Origin of the sequence: Amycolatopsis sp. NPDC005961, assembly GCF_040629235.1 — a bacterium.
GTDB classification, from domain to species: domain Bacteria; phylum Actinomycetota; class Actinomycetes; order Mycobacteriales; family Pseudonocardiaceae; genus Amycolatopsis; species Amycolatopsis camponoti.
On the sequence record NZ_JBEXVF010000020.1, the window covers coordinates 79,602 to 96,584 of the forward strand.

At 71.8% G+C, this 16,983-nt stretch carries 16 protein-coding genes; 9 read left to right on the forward strand and 7 right to left on the reverse strand.

Annotated features, from left to right (window positions below; translation table 11 throughout):
* Nucleotides 1–51: 51 nt before the first annotated feature.
* Nucleotides 52–765 carry a helix-turn-helix transcriptional regulator gene (locus ABZ342_RS20205; protein WP_360475125.1) on the reverse strand — a complete coding sequence of 238 codons (714 nt, stop codon included), beginning with the start codon at nt 763–765 and terminating at the stop codon, nt 52–54.
* A 76-nt stretch (nt 766–841) separates the two neighbouring features.
* Between ABZ342_RS20205 and ABZ342_RS20210 the strand changes: the two genes are divergently transcribed.
* On the forward strand, nt 842–1,411 hold the full coding sequence (locus ABZ342_RS20210) for a class I SAM-dependent methyltransferase (RefSeq protein ID WP_360474975.1): 570 nt from the start codon (nt 842–844) through the stop codon (nt 1,409–1,411).
* Here ABZ342_RS20210 and ABZ342_RS20215 read toward each other — a convergent pair.
* On the reverse strand, nt 1,408–3,168 hold the full coding sequence (locus ABZ342_RS20215) for a serine/threonine-protein kinase (protein ID WP_360474978.1): 1,761 nt from the start codon (nt 3,166–3,168) through the stop codon (nt 1,408–1,410). The genes ABZ342_RS20210 and ABZ342_RS20215 overlap by 4 nt on opposite strands.
* A 185-nt stretch (nt 3,169–3,353) precedes the next feature.
* On the opposite strand from ABZ342_RS20215, the gene ABZ342_RS20220 reads away from it, so the two are divergent.
* Together ABZ342_RS20220 and ABZ342_RS20225 are read left to right on the forward strand one after the other, a co-directional pair.
* Nucleotides 3,354–5,225: a propionyl-CoA synthetase gene (locus tag ABZ342_RS20220; protein ID WP_360474981.1), complete on the forward strand. Its 1,872-nt coding sequence runs from the start codon at nt 3,354–3,356 to the stop codon at nt 5,223–5,225.
* Nucleotides 5,226–5,291: 66 nt separating this feature from the next.
* Entirely contained in the window at nt 5,292–6,857 is a 1,566-nt protein-coding gene (locus ABZ342_RS20225; RefSeq protein ID WP_360474984.1) for a beta-N-acetylhexosaminidase, read from the forward strand.
* Between the two features lie 42 nt (nt 6,858–6,899).
* Here the strand turns inward: ABZ342_RS20225 and ABZ342_RS20230 are convergent, their stop codons facing one another.
* Together ABZ342_RS20230 and ABZ342_RS20235 are read right to left on the reverse strand one after the other, a co-directional pair.
* Complete coding sequence (locus ABZ342_RS20230; RefSeq protein ID WP_360474987.1) at nt 6,900–7,490, reverse strand: TetR/AcrR family transcriptional regulator; 591 nt, start codon at nt 7,488–7,490, stop codon at nt 6,900–6,902.
* A complete protein-coding gene (locus tag ABZ342_RS20235; protein ID WP_360474990.1) occupies nt 7,480–8,163 on the reverse strand; it encodes an MOSC domain-containing protein in 684 nt (227 codons plus the stop codon). The genes ABZ342_RS20230 and ABZ342_RS20235 overlap by 11 nt, the downstream gene beginning before the upstream one ends.
* A 55-nt stretch (nt 8,164–8,218) precedes the next feature.
* Here ABZ342_RS20235 and ABZ342_RS20240 point away from each other — a divergent pair, with 55 nt between their 5' ends.
* Complete coding sequence (locus ABZ342_RS20240) at nt 8,219–9,577, forward strand: M20 family metallopeptidase (protein WP_360474993.1); 1,359 nt, start codon at nt 8,219–8,221, stop codon at nt 9,575–9,577.
* On the opposite strand, the gene ABZ342_RS20245 is transcribed toward ABZ342_RS20240, so the two are convergent.
* Nucleotides 9,543–9,914 carry a DUF779 domain-containing protein gene (locus ABZ342_RS20245; RefSeq protein WP_360474996.1) on the reverse strand — a complete coding sequence of 124 codons (372 nt, stop codon included), beginning with the start codon at nt 9,912–9,914 and terminating at the stop codon, nt 9,543–9,545. The genes ABZ342_RS20240 and ABZ342_RS20245 overlap by 35 nt on opposite strands.
* Nucleotides 9,914–11,437 carry an aldehyde dehydrogenase family protein gene (locus ABZ342_RS20250; protein ID WP_360474999.1) on the reverse strand — a complete coding sequence of 508 codons (1,524 nt, stop codon included), beginning with the start codon at nt 11,435–11,437 and terminating at the stop codon, nt 9,914–9,916. The genes ABZ342_RS20245 and ABZ342_RS20250 overlap by 1 nt, the downstream gene beginning before the upstream one ends.
* A gap of 105 nt (nt 11,438–11,542) precedes the next feature.
* On the opposite strand from ABZ342_RS20250, the gene ABZ342_RS20255 reads away from it, so the two are divergent.
* Nucleotides 11,543–13,021, forward strand: a complete 1,479-nt coding sequence (locus tag ABZ342_RS20255; RefSeq protein WP_360475002.1) for a GAF domain-containing protein — start codon at nt 11,543–11,545, stop codon at nt 13,019–13,021.
* Between the two features lie 4 nt (nt 13,022–13,025).
* Here ABZ342_RS20255 and ABZ342_RS20260 read toward each other — a convergent pair whose 3' ends face one another.
* On the reverse strand, nt 13,026–13,451 hold the full coding sequence (locus tag ABZ342_RS20260) for a nuclear transport factor 2 family protein (RefSeq protein ID WP_360475005.1): 426 nt from the start codon (nt 13,449–13,451) through the stop codon (nt 13,026–13,028).
* A 110-nt stretch (nt 13,452–13,561) separates the two neighbouring features.
* Between ABZ342_RS20260 and ABZ342_RS20265 the strand changes: the two genes are divergently transcribed.
* The 4 genes from ABZ342_RS20265 to ABZ342_RS20280 all read left to right on the forward strand — a co-directional run bounded on the left by ABZ342_RS20265 (nt 13,562) and on the right by ABZ342_RS20280 (nt 16,974).
* Entirely contained in the window at nt 13,562–14,359 is a 798-nt protein-coding gene (locus tag ABZ342_RS20265) for an SGNH/GDSL hydrolase family protein (protein WP_360475008.1), read from the forward strand.
* The gene (locus tag ABZ342_RS20270; RefSeq protein ID WP_360475011.1) at nt 14,338–14,895 is read left to right on the forward strand and encodes a TetR/AcrR family transcriptional regulator; all 558 of its coding nucleotides are present in this window, start codon (nt 14,338–14,340) and stop codon (nt 14,893–14,895) included. Before ABZ342_RS20265 ends, ABZ342_RS20270 begins: the two co-directional genes overlap by 22 nt.
* Nucleotides 14,896–15,157: 262 nt before the next feature.
* Nucleotides 15,158–16,297, forward strand: coding sequence for a sensor histidine kinase (locus tag ABZ342_RS20275; protein WP_360475014.1), 1,140 nt, complete (start codon nt 15,158–15,160; stop codon nt 16,295–16,297).
* Entirely contained in the window at nt 16,294–16,974 is a 681-nt protein-coding gene (locus ABZ342_RS20280) for a response regulator transcription factor (RefSeq protein ID WP_360475017.1), read from the forward strand. The genes ABZ342_RS20275 and ABZ342_RS20280 overlap by 4 nt, the downstream gene beginning before the upstream one ends.
* Nucleotides 16,975–16,983 lie beyond the last annotated feature (9 nt).

The following is a 16,983-nucleotide window of genomic DNA, read 5'->3' on the forward strand; positions in this document are numbered from 1 at the left end:
GCGCTGCTGCGGGCGAGCCTGCTGGTCTGCGGCTGCGGTACTGGTGCCGGCTCAGCCCGCGAAGTAGGCCCCCGGCGTGACCCCGACGGCCCGCCGGAACGCCGCGACGAACGCGCTCGCCGAGCTGTACCCCACCCGGTGGGCCACGGTCTCCATCGACGCTCCCTGGGCCAGCAGCGGCAGCGACGCCCGCAGCCGCACCTGCGTGCGCCACGTTCCGAACGGCATCCGGCACTCGCGGACGAAGATGCGCGCCAGTGTCCGTTCCGCCGCTCCGACGTCCCGCCCGAACTCCGCCAGGCCGCGCGGGTCCGCCGGGTTCGCCAGGACCGCCCGCTCGACGTCCCGCGCCCGCGGGTCGGCCGGGGACGGCACCACGATCGGGACCACGTCCAGCGGCTCCAGCAGGTCGAACGCCACGGCCTCGGCGCGCAGCCGCGCCGCCGGGGCCACGCTGTCGCCGGTCAGGTACTCCAGGAGCTCGCGCAGCAACGGCCGGACCACGACCAGCCGTGGCGACGGCCACGACACCGGGGACAACGCGGGGTCGGCGTAGATGCCGCGCAGCGCCGCCCGGCCGAGCGCGCCCGTGCGGTGCTGGATGCCCGCGGGCATCCACAGCGCCCGCGTCGGCGGGAGGACCCAGCCCGCGTCGCCGGACTTGACCGCGACGACTCCGCTGGCCGACCAGACCAGCTGGTGCACCGGGTGCTCGTGCCACGGGAACCACGTGCCGGCGGGCAGGTCGACCTCGCCGAGGAGCATGGCTTGGCTGTTTCGCGACATCGTTTGTCAGGCTATCGGCTACCGGTCACCGACGGGGCGTCCTAGCGTCGGACGCATGCCGATGAACCTGATCCACCGCAAGATCTGCAGCTCGGAGAAGTGGGCGGCCACCGTCGAGGAACGCCTGGCGCCGTGGCTGAAGGACCGCGACCTGGGCGACGACGTGCTCGAGATCGGGCCCGGGTTCGGCGCCACCACGAAGGTGCTGCTCGACGCCGTTCCGAAGCTGACGGTGCTGGAGATCGACCCCGCGTCGACCGAGCTGCTGAGGGCGAAATACGGCGACCGCGCCGAGGTCGTCGAGGGCAGCGGCGCGGAGATGCCCTTCGCCGACCGCCGGTTCTCGGCCGTCGTGTGCTTCACGATGCTGCACCACGTGCCGACCCGCGCACTGCAGGACGCGATCTTCGCGGAAGCCGCGCGGGTCCTGCGCCCGGGCGGCACGTACTGCGGCAGCGACGGCCAGCTCAACTTCCGCTTCCGGCTCCTGCACATCGGCGACACGATGAACGTCATCGACGCGACGACGTTCCCCGGCCGGCTCGAGAAGGCCGGGTTCGAGCAGGTCAGCGTGGACTTGCGGCCGAAGGAGCTGCTGATCTTCTCGGCCGTCAAGCCGGGCTAGCGGCGCGGCAGCTGGCCCCCCGGCTGACGCGGCACCACCCGCGTCACCGGACCATCGGCAGACTTCCCCGCCCTCGACAGCCAGCCCTCGACCTCACGCCGCACCGCGTTCAACGTCGGGCGGCGCCGCGGCTCCGGGTCCAGCGAAGCCGCCAGCAGGCGAGCGTGCGCACTTCGCTGCGGCAGGCGAGTCACCGGCTCGGCCCGGGCCGCCGCCATCAACGCCGCCATCGGGGTCTCGCGGGTTCCGCGCGGGGGCTGGCCCGACAGCGCGTAGCTGATCGTCGCCGCCAGCTGCCACGCGTCCGACGCCGGGGACGCCGTCGCGCCCATCGCCTGCTCCGGGGCCACGAAGTCGGGCGTGCCGATCATCATGCCGGTCGCCGTCATCTTCGAGTCGCCCTGGCTGCGGGCGATGCCGAAGTCGATCAGGTGGGCCAGGCCGCTCGGGTCGAGGATGACGTTCGACGGCTTGATGTCGCGGTGCAGGACGCCCTTCTCGTGCGCCGCGGCGAGCGCGCCCGCCATCGTCGCCCACAGGCGGCCGGCGGCGACGTCGTCGAGCGGGCCCTGGCCGTCGACCAGCTCGGCCAGCGGACGGCCCTCGAGGTACTCCATCACCAGCGCGAGCCCGTCCGGCTCCTCGGCGAGGTCGTACACCTTGACGCAGTTGGGGTGGCTGACCACGGCCAGCGCCCGGGCCTCGCGCTGCATGCGCTCGGCGGTGTCGCGGTCCGGCGCGTGCGCGATCTTCAACGCGACCGTGCGGTTGAGCTGGGTGTCGACGGCCTGCCAGACCGTGCCGAAGCCACCCGCGCCGAGCTGCTTGACGCGCCGGTAGCGGCTGCCGCCGGCGTTGCGCGAGCCGGGCGGCGGCGGGATCGGGCCCGGGGCCGCGGCGAGCGCGCCGGCCATCGGCGGGGGCTCGGGCGCGGCCGCGAGCGCCGTCTTCGGGTACGGCCGGTTGACCGGGGGTGGCGGAGGCGGCGGCGGGGTCGGGCGCGGCTGGACCTGCGACGGCGGCGGCCCCTGCGGCTCCTGGTCGCGGCGCGGCGGCACGTCCGGCCGGTTGATCACCGACCACGGCGGCGGCCCGACCATCGCGACCGGGATCAGGCCCAGCACGCTGAACGGCAGGAAACCCAGGAAGAAGTGCAGCGCGGTGTTGGCCTCCATGCCGACGCTGAACACGAGCATCGCGGCGAACGGGATCCAGAACAGCCGGGACGGCCACTTCGGGCCGCGGCGGAAGGCCGTGCGGCCCTGCAGCATCACGAACAGCAGCGAACCGGCGCCGAGCACGACGAAGGCCACCAGGTAGACGAAGACCGGGAGGTCGTCGGGGCCGGTGCTGCCGGCGGAAAAGACGTCGAAGACGGTCTGCCGCCCGCCCAGGTACGACTTCTGGTTGTCCACCCAGCAGAAGCCGCTGGTCAGCGTGGTCGTCTCCGCCTTGGACAGGCCGGACTTCTGGCCCGCGAACTCCGCCCGGAAGACCCCCGACACGCCGTTCGACAGCAACCACGGCAGTACCAGGGCGCTGAACAGCCCGATCGCGCCGAAGACCCCCAGCGTCGTGGCGTCGTACCGGTTGCCCGTGCCCTTCCGGATGATCGCCACGGCCAGCGCGCCGATCGGCGGCAGCAGTGCGACGAGCGCGCCGGCCGCACTCGTGGCCCAGACCCAGTCGCCGGGGCAGAAGCCCGGGCCGAACAAGGAATGGGCTAGCGAGAGCAACGCGCTCGCGAGTCCGTTCACCGCCGGGCTCCCCTCACTGTCCGTATTCGCTTGGTACCGCCACACGGCGTTTTCCTGCGGTCCAGCTTAGGACGCAGCCGGCCGCCGTGAGGTTGCCGGGTCTTCAGCGTGCCCGGAATCCGGCGAGCCCGCCGCCCGCGCGTCATGATGGGGTCGGAGCGGACGTCCGACGCGAAGGAGCGGGAATGGGTGCGTACTCCGAGGCCTACCAGCGGAGCCTGACCGAGCCGGACGCGTTCTGGCTGGAAGCGGCCGGGAAAATCAGCTGGACGAAGGCGCCGGAACGGGCCCTGGACGACTCGAACCCACCCTTCTACCGGTGGTTCCCGGACGCCGAGCTGAACACCTCCTACAACGCGCTCGACCGGCACGTCGAGGCCGGCCAGGGCGGCCAGGCCGCACTGATCTGGGACTCTCCCGTGACCGGACGGCAACGCACCTACACCTACGAAGAGCTGCGGGACGCGGTCGCCCGGTTCGCCGGTGCGCTCAGCTCCCTGGGGGTCACGAAGGGTGACCGGGTGATCGTCTACCTGCCGATGGTGCCCGAAGCCGCGATCGCGATGCTGGCCTGCGCGCGAATCGGCGCGGTGCACTCCGTGGTCTTCGGCGGCTTCGCTCCGAAGGAGCTCGCGGCACGGATCGAGGACGCGAAACCCAAGGTCATCCTGGCGGCATCCTGCGGCATCGAGCCAACGCGGGTGGTCGAGTACAAGCCGATCATCGACAGCGCCCTCGGCATGACCGAGCACCAGCCGGACCACGTCGTCGTGCTGCAGCGCGAGCAGGCGCCGGCCCAGCTGACCGGCCGTGACCTCGACTGGGACGAGCTGGCGGCCGGTGCGACCCCGGCGGACCCGGTGCCGGTCGCCGCCACCGACCCGCTCTACATCCTCTACACGTCCGGGACCACCGGGAAGCCGAAGGGCGTCGTGCGCGACACCGGCGGCCACGCGGTCGCGCTCGCCTACTCGATGGACGCGGTCTACGACGTCCACGCCGGCGACATCTGGTGGACGGCCTCCGATGTCGGCTGGGTCGTCGGGCACTCCTACATCGTGTACGCGCCGCTGCTGGTCGGCGCGACGACCGTGCTCTACGAAGGCAAGCCGGTCGGCACGCCGGACGCGGGCGCGTTCTGGCGCGTCATCGCCGAGCACGGCGTCCAGGCGCTGTTCACCGCGCCGACCGCGCTGCGGGCGATCAAGAAGGTCGACCCGGACGCCCGCGAGCTGGAGAAGTACGACCTCAAGGCGTTCAAGACACTGTTCATGGCCGGCGAGCGGCTCGACCCGGAGACCCACCACTGGGCGCACGAGAAGCTCGGCACGCCGGTGATCGACCACTGGTGGCAGACCGAGACCGGCTGGCCGATCGCGGCCAACCCGCGTGGCCTGGAGCCCATGGAGGTCAAAGCCGGGTCCGCGACCAAGCCCGTCCCCGGCTGGGACGTCCGGATCCTCGACCAGGCCGGCGACGAGCTGCCGGCCGGCCGCGAAGGCGCCATCACGGTGAAGCTGCCGCTGCCGCCGGGCTCGCTGCCGACGCTGTGGGGCGACGACGAGCGCTACCGCGAGGCCTACCTCTCCCGCTACGACGGCTACTACCTGACCGGCGACTCCGGCTACCTCGACGAAGACGGCTACCTGTTCGTCATGGGCCGCACCGACGACGTCATCAACGTCGCCGGGCACCGGCTTTCGACGGGTTCGATGGAGGCCGTGCTGGCCTCGCACCCGGCCGTCGCCGAGTGCGCCGTCATCGGCGTCGCCGACCAGCTCAAGGGCCAGCTGCCGCGCGGGTTCGTCGTGCTGAAGGCGGGTGCGGACATCCCCGAGGAGCAGCTGCGCGACGAACTGGTGGCCATGGTCCGCCGGGACATCGGGCCGGTCGCCGCGTTCCGCGATGTGTCCATTGTGGACGCACTGCCGAAGACGCGGTCCGGGAAGATCCTGCGCAAGACCATGCGCGCGATCGCCGACGGCCGCGACGAAGCCGTGCCCTCGACCATCGAGGACCCCGGCGTGCTCGACGCGATCCGGGCCGCCCTTCGTTAAGAGCTGTTCCAAATGCACCGGCTGGTCTGTACCTTTGGGAGGGAGTCCCCGACCGGAGGTGCCCTGATGCGCTTGTCCAGAGCCGTCTCGACCGCGGCGATCGTGAGTCTGACGGCAGTCGGCCTGCCCGCCGCCGCGGTGGCTGCCCCGGCCGCGCCGGAACGGAGCGTGACCGACGTCGTCCCCGCGCCCGTCTCGGCGAAGGCCTATCCGCGGGGTGGCTTCAAGCTGACGCCGTTCACCGTCATCAGCGCCGACCGCGGCGCCGGCCAGGTCGCGGACTACCTGCGCGGCCTGCTGCGCCCGGCCACCGGGTACCCGCTGCCGGTCGTGCCGCGGCCGGGAGGCCTGCCCGCGATCTCGTTGCAGCTGGGCCACGACTCCCGGATCGGCACCGAGGGTTACGAACTCAAGGTCACCCACGACGGCGTCTCCCTGAAGGCCAACACGGCGGACGGGCTCTTCGACGGCGTCCAGTCGCTGCGGCAGCTGCTGCCGTCGGCGATCGACGCGAAGCGCGTCCAGCACCGGACGTGGACGGTCGCCGGTGGCACGATCCTCGACTACCCGCGCTTCGGCGAGCGCGGCGCGATGCTCGACGTCGCCCGGCACTTCTTCAAGCCGGACCAGGTCAAGCTGTACATCGACCAGATCGCCCAGTACAAGATCAACACCCTGCACCTGCACCTCGCCGACGACCAGGGCTGGCGCATCGAGATCAAGAGCTGGCCGAAGCTCGCGACGGTCGGCGGCAAGACGGCGGTCGACGGCGACCCGGGCGGCTACTACACGCAGGCGCAGTACAAGGACATCGTCGCGTACGCGGCGTCGCGGCACATCACGGTGATCCCGGAGATCGACATGCCGGGCCACACGAACGCGGCGCAGTCGACGTACGCGGAGCTGAACTGCGACGGCAAGGCCGTCCCGGTCCGCACGGACACCGAGGTCGGCTACAGCTCGCTGTGCATCTCCTCGCCGACCACGTACAAGTTCGTCGAGGACGTCGTCCGCGAGCTGGCGGCCATCACCCCGGGCCAGTACCTGCACATCGGCGGCGACGAGGCCCACGCGACGCCGCCCGCGGACTACCTGACCTTCCAGCGGAAGGTGCAGCCGATCGTCGCCAAGTACGGCAAGAAGGTCACCGGCTGGCACGAGATCGCCAAGTCGGACCTGCCGGTGTCGGCCGTCCCGCAGTACTGGGACTTCGGCGGCGACAACGAGTCCGTCGCGGCCGCCGCGGCCCGGGGCAACAAGATCCTGATGTCGCCGGCGAACTTCGCTTACCTGGACATGAAGTACACCGAGCAGACGCCGCTGGGCCAGGACTGGGCGGCCCTGGTCGAGGTCAAGGACGGGTACAACTGGGATCCCGCGTCGCTGGTGACGGGCGTCGGCGAGAAGTCGGTCGCGGGCGTCGAGGCGCCGCTGTGGACCGAGACGATCCGGACGAGCAACGACATCGAATACATGGCGTTCCCGCGGCTGCCCGGCATCGCGGAGATCGGCTGGTCCCCGAAGTCGACGCACAACTGGGACGCCTACCGCGCGCGGCTGGCCAAGCAGTCGCCGCGCTGGGTGACCCAGGGCATCGACTTCTACCGGAGCCCGCAGGTCGACTGGAAGTAAGCGGTCGTGAGTGAGAAACAGTGTTCCAACACTGTTTCTCACTCACGACAGTCTTGCGCCGATGGCTCGTCTGGCCAGCGCGTACGCGTGGGTGCCGCCGTTGAGCACCGAGTCCGCGTTGGCCGCGCGGCCCAGCGCGTGCAGCTCGAACGCCAGCACTTCCGCGTCGGTGTCCAGGTGACCGAGTTTGACCGCTTCGACGGCCGTCTCGCGGATGAACTCGGCGAACGCGTTGCTCGCCGCCGCCACCGCGTCGTGCACCCGGCCCGGGCGCGCGTCGAACTCCGCGCCGGTGTTGAAGAAGAAGCAGCCGCCCGGGAACACGCGCTTTTCCGAGTACTCCAGCCAGTTTTCGCAGATCGCGCGCAGCCGCGGCAGGCCCGGCGGCACGTCCGAAGCGGGCGTCACGACGTGCGAGCGGAAGATCTCGAAGGCCGCCTCGACCGTCGCGAGCTGCAAGTCCTCCTTCGAGCCGAACAGCGCGAACACGCCGCTCTTGCTCAGCTCCAGCTCGGTGGCCAGCCGGCCGAGAGACAGCCCCTCCAGGCCGTCCACCGACGCGACGTCCACCGCCCGGCGCAGCACCAGGCGGCGGGTCGCGTCGCCGCGGGCGACCCGGCCGTCAACCGGCACGCCGCGCCCGCCAGCGGTCCACTGTGGACTGGATGCCCGCGCTCCACTGCTCCGCCAGCCCCGGCGTGGCCAGCACGCGGTCGGCGAAGTCCAGCGCCGCCCCGACGCGCTCCGGCGGCAGCTGCCCGTAGTTCGCGAACGAGATGACGTACACCTCCGCGACCGTCGGCGCGTCCGCGCGCTCGACCAGCTCGACCGCGCCCGACGTCGGCACGACGCCGGGCCGCAGCACGCGCAGGTACCAGCCGCTGCGCAGGGAGTCGATCATCGCCGGGGCGATGTCCTTGCGGTCGGTCTTCATCGCGAGCTTGTAGCACGGCGACCGCGGCTGCGAGACCTGCACGAGCGCGTCACCCCAGGCCCAGACGTCCCCGATCCGCACGTCGTCCTCGGTCAGCCCGGACAGCGAGATGTTCTCGCCGAAGTCGGCCGTCGCCACCTCGAAGCCGTCCTCGCGCCAGGCCGCGTAGTGCTCCGCCGGGTAGACGTAGACCGCCTTGTCGGGACCGCCGTGCACGGTGAGGTCGGCCTGCCGGTCGCCGTCGAGGTTCAGCTCGGTCAGGTTCAGCTCCGGCGCCGTGACCAGCGCCTTGGTGATCCCGCTCAGCACCGGCGCCTCGCGCCGGTACCCCAGGACGCTCGGTTCCCCCACGTAAACGCTGTCGACGTTCATGTCGCCGAATATAGCACGACCGTTCGTATTGTTTACCGTCTCTAAGCTGGCGGCCATGGAACTGCTCGACCAGGCCCGCGCCCACGTCGACTCCGGCGCCTTCTTCACCGAACTTGCCCGGCTCGTCGCCTACCCCACGGTCAGCGACGCCCCAGAAGGCCGGGAAGCGATCCAGGCCTACCTCGACGAAGTCCTGACGCCCGCGTTGACCGGTCTCGGCTGCGACGTCTCCCAGCACCCCAACCCGGACTCGGCGGGCGGGCCGTTCCTGGTCGGCGTCCGCGTCGAGTCGCCCGAGCTGCCGACGCTGCTCTGCTACGGCCACGCCGACGTCGTCGGGGAAGCGGGCAAGTGGAGCGACGGCCTGGACCCGTGGACGCTGACCGCGGACGGCGACCGCTGGTACGGCCGCGGCACCGCCGACAACAAGGGCCAGCACCTGATCAACCTGACGGCGTTGCGCCTGCTCCTCGAAGCACGCGGCCAGCTCGGCTTCAACCTGAAGTTTCTCTTCGAGACCGGCGAGGAGATCGGCTCACCGGGTCTCGACGAGTTCGCGTCGCAGCAGAAGGATCTGCTCGAAGCCGACGTCCTCATCGCCTCCGACGGCCCGCGCCTCGACGCGGCCACGCCGACGCTGTTCCTCGGCGCGCGCGGCGGAATCCGGATCGACCTGGACGTCGACCTGCGCCCGGGCGGCGCCCACTCCGGCAACTGGGGCGGCATCCTGCGCAACCCGGCCACGACGCTGGCCGCGGCGATCGCGAGCCTCGTCGACGGCCACGGCCGCATCCAGGTGCCCGCGCTGCTGCCGCCGGAACTGGCGGAGTCCGTCCGCGAAGCGCTGGCCGACGTCGTCGTCGACGCGCCGGACGAAGGCTGGGGCGACTCGCGGCTCAGCCCCGCCGAGCGGCTCTACGGCTGGAACACCCTGGAGGTGCTGGCGCTCGACGCCGGGAACGCCGACCGCCCGGTCAACGCCATCCCCGGCCGCGCCCGCGCGGTGCTGCAGCTGCGGTACGTCGCAGGCACCGACGTCGGCGACGTCACCGCGACGGTCCGGGAACACCTTGCCGCGCAAGGGTTCCCGATGATCAAGGTGACCACCCACGCCAGCTTCAAAGCCAGCCGCACGCCGGTCGACGACCCGTGGGTGGCCTGGGCGCGACAGGCCCTCGACGCCGTTGTCGAGAAGCCCGTCGCCCTCCTGCCCAGCTTCGGCGGCGGCCTGCCCAACCACGTCTTCACCGACGTCCTCGGGCTGGCGACACTGTGGCTGCCGCACTCCTACCCGGGCTGCCTGCAGCACGCGCCGGACGAGCACCTGCTCGCCCCGGTCGCCCGGGAGGGGCTGGTGCTCGCTACGGCGTTGTTCGGCGCTATCGGTTCAGCGCCGCCGACTCTTCGTCGGTGAGCAGCCGCGAGCGGATCAGGAAGCGCACGCCTTCGGGCGCCTCCAGGGAAAACCCGCTGCCGCGACCCGGCACGACGTCGATCGTCAGGTGCGTGTGCTTCCAGTACTCGAACTGCGGTCCGGACATCCAGACCGGCACGTCGGCGATGCCGTCGACCTCCAGCGAGCCGAGGGACACGTCCGACGCGCCGATGCGAAACTCGCCGGCCGGGTAACACATCGGGGCGCTGCCGTCGCAGCACCCGCCGGACTGGTGGAACATCACCGGCCCGTGGACCGACACCAGCTGCCGCAGGAGGTCCGCGGCCGCCGGTGTCAGGTCTACTCGCCGGGTCATCAGAAGAACCCGAGCGCCTGGTCCGAGTAGGAGACCAGCATGTTCTTCGTCTGCTGGTAGTGGTCCAGCATCATCTTGTGGTTCTCGCGGCCGATGCCGGACGCCTTGTAGCCGCCGAAGGCCGCGTGCGCCGGGTAGGCGTGGTAGTTGTTCACCCAGACGCGGCCCGCCTGGATGTCGCGGCCGGCGCGGTAGGCGGTGTTGCCGTCGCGGGACCAGACACCGGCGCCGAGACCGTACAGCGTGTCGTTGGCGATCTTCATGGCGTCGTCGTAGTCGTCGAACTTCGCCACCGACAGCACCGGGCCGAAGATCTCCTCCTGGAAGATGCGCATCTTGTTGTCGCCCGCGAACACCGTCGGCTCGACGTAGTAGCCGCCGGACAGCTCGCCGCCGAGGTCGGTGCGCGCACCGCCGGTGAGGATCTCGGCGCCCTCCTGCTTGCCGATGTCGATGTAGGACAGGATCTTCTCGAGCTGGTCGTTGGAGGCCTGCGCGCCGATCATCGTGTCGGTGTCGAGCGGGTGGCCTTGCTTGATGCCGCGGACGCGCTCGATCGCGTCACCCAGGAACTTGTCGTAGATGCCGCTCTGGATCAGCGCCCGCGACGGGCACGTGCAGACCTCGCCGTTGTTCAGCGCGAAGAGCGCGAAGCCCTCCTGCGCCTTGTTGTAGAAGTCGTCGTTGCGTGCGGCGACGTCGTCGAAGAAGATGTTCGGGCTCTTGCCGCCCAGCTCGACGGTCACCGGGATGATGTTCTCGCTGGCGTACTGCAGGATCAGCCGTCCGGTGGTGGTCTCGCCGGTGAAGGCGACCTTGCGGACCCGGTTGCTCGACGCCAGCGGCTTCCCCGCCTCGACGCCGAAGCCGTTGACGATGTTGACCACGCCCGGCGGGATCAGGTCGCCGATGATCGAGAACAGCAGGTGGATCGACGCCGGCGTCTGCTCGGCCGGCTTGAGCACGATCGCGTTGCCCGCGGCCAGCGCCGGGGCGAGCTTCCAGACGGCCATCAGGATCGGGAAGTTCCACGGGATGATCTGCGCGACCACGCCGAGCGGCTCGTGGAAGTGGTAGGCGACGGTGTTCTCGTCGATCTGCGAGATGCCGCCCTCCTGGGCGCGCAGCGCGCCGGCGAAGTAGCGGAAGTGGTCGATGGCCAGCGGGATGTCGGCGGCGAGGGTCTCGCGGACCGCCTTGCCGTTCTCCCACGCCTCGGCGACCGCGATCGCCTCGAGGTTCTGCTCCATCCGGTCGGCGATCTTGAGCAGGATCCCGGCGCGTTCCTCGACCGACGTCCGGCCCCAGGCCGGCGCCGCGCCGTGGGCGGCGTCCAGCGCCTTCTCGACGTCCTCGGCGGTACCGCGCGCGATCTCGCAGAAGGCCTTCCCGGTGACGGGGGTCGGGTTTTCGAAGTACTGGCCGCTCGCGGGCGGTACGTACTCGCCGCCGATGTAGTGGTCGTAGCGCGACTCGTAGCTGACGACGCTGCCTTCGGTGTTCGGTGCGGCGTACTGGACCATCTTCCCTGCCTCGTTGCTCGGAGTGACGGTGTGCTGGTGGCGGCGAACGTAAGCGGGGCGACGTTGCACGCGCGTTGCACGGCCGCGCACCGGCTATCTACGCTGGTGAACGTGGCAGAGGCGCCCGAACCGGAGCTGCTGCGCGACCCCGAGTCGTACGCGCGGCTGCTGGAGCACGTCCGCGAGGCGGTGCTCCAGGGCGTTCCCGGGCCCCGGCCGCCACGCTCGGTCGTCTCCGACTCGTGGAACCGCTCGCTCGCGGCGCGCGTCGACCCGGACGAGGGCGAGGCCCCGTTCGTCTTCGACACCGAAGCCCTCGCTTCACTGCGTGAAGCCCATCCGCTGGCACCGGTGCTGCCGGTGCTCCGGCAGATGCTGGTGAGCATCGCCGACGACGCCGAGCACGTGATGATCGTGACCGACGCCGACGGCCTGATCCTGTGGCGCGAGGGCGAGACGGCGCAACTCCTGCGCGGCGACCGCGTCGGCCTCACCGAAGGCACGCGCTGGAGCGAAGCGGCGATCGGCACGAACGCCATGGGGACGGCGCTCGCGACCGGCGAGCCGGTGCAGATCCACTCGGCCGAGCACCTGGTCCGGCGCTACCACACGTGGACGTGCGCGGCGGCGCCCGTGCGCGACCCCGAGACCGGTGTGCTGCTCGGCTCCATCGACGTCAGCGGGCCGCTGCGCACGGTCCACCCGGCGATGATCTCCCTGGTCACGGCCACGGCGCAGCTCGCCGAGGGCCAGCTGCGCGCCCACCTCGCGGTCCGCGACGAGCGCCTGCGGCGCGTCAACATGCCGCACCTGGAATCCCTGCGCGGACGCCCCGGCGCCCTGCTCTCGGCGGGCGGCCGGGTGCTGGCCGCCCAGGCGTGCCTGCTGCCGTCCACAGTGGACGTCCGGCGCGGCGGCGGGACGGTCGCGCTCTCCGACGGCCGCCTCGCGACCGTGGAGCCCCTCGCCGAGGGCTACCTCCTCCGGCTTTCCGCCGGCGGTGCGGGGCAGCGCTCCCGCCTGCGCCTCGGCTACCTTTCCGACGGCGCGCATTCGACCACTGTGGACGGTCGCGAAGTACCGGTGACGTTGCGGCACGCGGAGATCCTGACCCTGCTGGCCCTGCACCCGAACGGCCTGTCCGCGGAACGGCTGGCGCTGCAGCTCTACGGCGAAACGGGCAACCCCGTGACGGTCCGCGCGGAGATCCACCGCCTGCGCTCCCAGCTGGGCGCGCAGGTGGTGCAGACGCGCCCGTACCGCCTGGCGGCCGACGTCGACGCCGACTTCGTCCGGGCGCGAACGTCGTTGCGCACCGGTTCGCCGGCCGACGTCCTGCGCGTCTTCCGCGGGCCGCTGCTGCCGGAGTCGGAAGCGCCCGCGGTCCGCGAGGAGCGCGAGTCCCTCACGGCGCAGGTCCGCCAGGTGGCGTTGAACAGCGAAGACCCGGGCGTGCTGTGGTCGTTCTGGGAGACGGCGTGCGGGGCCGACGACCTCGCGGTGCTGGACGCCCTGCTGGAGACGCTCCCGGCGGCCGACCCGCGGCGGGCCGCCGTCTCGGCCCACCGCGCCCGGCTCGCCTGAGGCGTCAGGGCTCGAGGTCGGCCACGCCCCGGCCGGTCGCCATGTCGAACGGCACCGAAGCCTGGTCGTGGACGATGACCCAGCCGTCCTCCCGCTTCCGCAGGACGAACGTGGCGCGGACCCACATGCCTTTCGTCGCCGTTCCGTCGCGCAGGGTGCCGCTGACCCGGCCGAAGCCGTGTCCGACGGCCAGGTCCGTGCTCACGATGAGCGTGAGGTCGCGCAGCTCGTAGTCCACCTTTTCGAAGAGGGTGAAGACCTTGGCCCAGTTCTTCAGTTTCGCGTCGATCCCGACGTGCTGCAGCGGCGGCTCGACGTCGAAGGACACGACGTCCTCGGCGTAGACCCGCCTGAGCGCGTCGAGGTCCTTGGCTCGCAGCCCTTCGACGATCTCACCGATGTGCTGCCCGACTTCCGATTCGAGTGTCATGCCAGTACGACGGAGCGCCCCGCCGGATTGTGACGACCCGAAGTAGACAGCGTCTACATAAGTTTGATAGACAGTGTCCACAAGGTGAACCACGGGTTACGGAGATCGGAATGAGCTACCACCGTTTCGTCGTCCTCGGCGACAGCTGCGCCGAAGGTCTCGACGACCCGTACCCGGACCAGCGCGCCTACCGGGGCTGGGCGGACTTCGTCGCCGCGCGCCTCGCGCAGGACGAGCCCGGCTTCCGGTACGCCAACCTGGCGGTCCGCGGACGGCGGCTCGACCAGATCGTCCCCGAGCAGGTGCCCGCCGCGACGCGCCTCGAACCCGACCTCATCGCGCTCTTCGGCGGCGGCAACGACGTCATGAGCCGCGGCTGGGACGCGCGGACCGTCGCCCGGCGGGTCGACGCCGCGATCCGGGCCTGCACCGAGATCTCGCCCACCGTCGTCACCTTCACCCTCAGCGACATCTCCCACCGGATGCCGCTCGGACGCCGGATGCGGCCGCGGATCGTCGCGCTCAACGAGGCCATCCGCGAAGCCGCCGTCAGCTACGGCGCGCAGCTCATCGACCTCTGGCCCGACCAGGCCGTCACCGACTCGCGGTACTTCGGCGCCGACCGGCTCCACCTCTCCACGCACGGCCACCGGCGGCTCGCCGCGTACGTCCTCGGCCTGCTCGGCGTCAGCCACGACCCCGCCTGGCTCGACCCGCTGCCCGGCGTCGCGGCGCCGGGGAGCTGGCGCGCCGACGCGCACTGGCTGCTGCGCGAGGTCCTGCCGGTCGCTGTGACCCGCACGCGCAACCGGATGATCGGCCGCCAGCCCGGCGACGGCTTCTTCCCGAAGCGCCCGGACCTGCTCCCCATGACCCGGGACGAGGCATGGGCACCCGGCAACGCCTGATCGACACCGCGTCCGAGCTGCTGGCCGGCGAAGGCGTCGACGCGGTGACGTTGCGCGGGATAGCCAAGGCCGCCGGCGTGTCGCACGGCGCCCCGCTGCGGCACTTCTCGGGCCGCGCCGAACTGCTGTCCGCCGTGGCGACGCGCGGGTACGCCGACCTGCTCTCGCGCCGGGAGACGCTGCCGGGGAACTCGCCGCGCGAGCGGCTGACGGCCGCCTGTCACAGCTACCTCGACTTCGCGCTGGCCAACCCGGCGATGTTCGAGCTGATGTTCCGCCGCGACCTGGTCGATCCGGACGACCCGGCGCTCTCGGCGGCGGCGAGCGCGGTGTTCGACACCTTCGCCGTGCTGGTGGCGGCGGTGCCGACGCCGCTCGCGCGCTCGGGCGCCGACCTGCGGCTGGTCGCCGCTTCGCTGTGGGCCGCGCTGCACGGGCTCGCGCAGCTGTGGCTGTGGGGCGGGCTGGCCGGCGCGAGCTTCGCACCGTCGCCGGAGTCGGCGCTGGCCGTCACGCTCGACGCGTACCTGAACTGAACGCCCGACATCGCCGCGGGCGCACCCCCAAGCTCAGCGCCCAACCTCGCCGCGGGCACACCGCTACTGAGCGCCCGGCGAAGAGGGCGCACCAAAGCCCTCCCCCTTGCCTTGGGTTGGGACCCCCTCTCCACCGAGCCGGGCGAGGTTAGCGATGAGTGACCACGCAGCGGAAGCAACCGGCGACGCAGTGCTGGGTAAACCTTGGCGGTACTCCTCGGGGTCCGCCTACCGCGAAAGATCGACCAGGTAGCTTCGCAGCGTGCCGGGACTCCTTCGCGCGCGGCCGCGGCTCGCCGACGCCGTGCTCGCGGTCGTCGTCGCGGCCTACCAGCTCGTCGGCGCCACCGACCTCGGCGGGCACTTCGGCGACCACGCGCGACCCCTCGGCCTGGTCCTCGCCGCCGTGAGCGCGCTGCCGCTCGCGGCGCGCCGCCGGTTCCCGATCTCGGCCCTGGCCGCCTGCGTCGTCCTGATGGGCCTGTTCTACGGCCTCGGTTTTCGGTCGCAGCTCGGCCAGCTCAGCGTGGTCGTGGCCGCGTACACGGTGTGGGCGCACTGCCGGTTCCGGGACGCGCTGGCCGTGACGCTGCTCGGCCTGGCCGCCTACGAGACGTCGATGCTGTCCGGCAGCCCGGTTTCCCCGGTCGGCGACTCGCTCCTGGCGCTGCTGCTCGCCGCCGGGGTCGCGGCGATCGGGCGCACCGCCTACGTGCGCAGCCACCGCTTGCGCGACGCCGAGCACGAGGCCGAGGAGGCCGTCGCCGAGGAGCGCGTCCGGATCGCGCACGAGCTGCACGACGTCGTCTCGCACCACCTTTCGGTGATCTCGGTGCAGGCCAACCTCGCGCGGTACGTCTTCGAATCGTCGCCGGACACCGCGCGCACGGCGCTGGACACGATCACCGGCACGACCACCGAAGCGCTCGACGAGCTGCGACGCCTCCTCAGCGTCCTCCGCCCGCCGCAGCACGCGCCGGCGGAGTACCGGCCCCAGCCCGGGCTCGCCGACCTGGACGCGCTCGCCGCGCGGGTCCGCGAGGCCGGGATCCCGGTCGAGGTGAGCGTCACCGGCGAGCCGCGGACGTTGCCGCCGGGCCAGCAGCTGTGCGCGTACCGCGTCGCACAGGAAGCGCTGACGAACGTGCTCAAGCACGCCGGTTCGGCCGCTTCGCTGGTCCTCGAATACGGGCCTTCGCAGCTGGTGCTCAGCGTGACGGACGCGGGCGGGCGCGAGGTGACGCCGAACCCGGCCGGGCACGGGCTGGTCGGCATGCGCGAACGCGCCCGGATGTACGGTGGCGTGATCGAGATCGGTCCCCGGGAGCCGGCCGGGTTCGCCGTCGTGCTGACCCTGCCGTACCCGAGCCGCCCGTCGCCCGAACCGCAGGAGCCCGAGTGACCAGCGTGCTGGTGGTCGACGACCAGGACCTCGTCCGCGCCGGGTTCGCCGCGCTACTCGCCGCGGTGCCGGGCATCGACGTCATCGGCGAAGCGCGCGACGGGCTCGAGGCCGTCTCGAAGGCGGCGGCACTGAGGCCGGACGTCGTCCTGATGGACATCCGGCTGCCCGAGCTGGACGGCGTGCGGGCGACCGAGCGGATCCTCGCGGCGCCGCCGCCGCGCCCCAGCGTGCTCATGCTGACGGTGTTCGACCTCGACGAGTACGTCTACGCGGCGTTGCGCGCGGGCGCGTCCGGCTTCCTGCTCAAGGACAGCCCGCCGGAGACGCTGGTCGCGGGCATCCACGCGGCCGCCCGCGGCGACATGCTGTCCGGCCCGGCCATCACCCGCCGGCTGGTGGAGGCGTTCACCGCGGCCCGGCCCGCCGCCGCGCCGGAACTGCCGGGACTGACCGACCGCGAGCGCGAGGTGCTGGAGTTCGTCGGCACGGGCGCGACGAACGGCGACATCGCGGCCGAGCTGCGCGTCAGCGAGGCGACGGTGAAGACGCACCTCAACCGGCTGATGGCCAAGCTGGGCATTTCGAGCCGGGCGCAGGCGGTGGTCGTGGCGTACGAAACCGGGCTCGTGTCGCCGGGCGACACGCGCACCCGGTGCACGCGTCCGAACACCTGATCGAATACC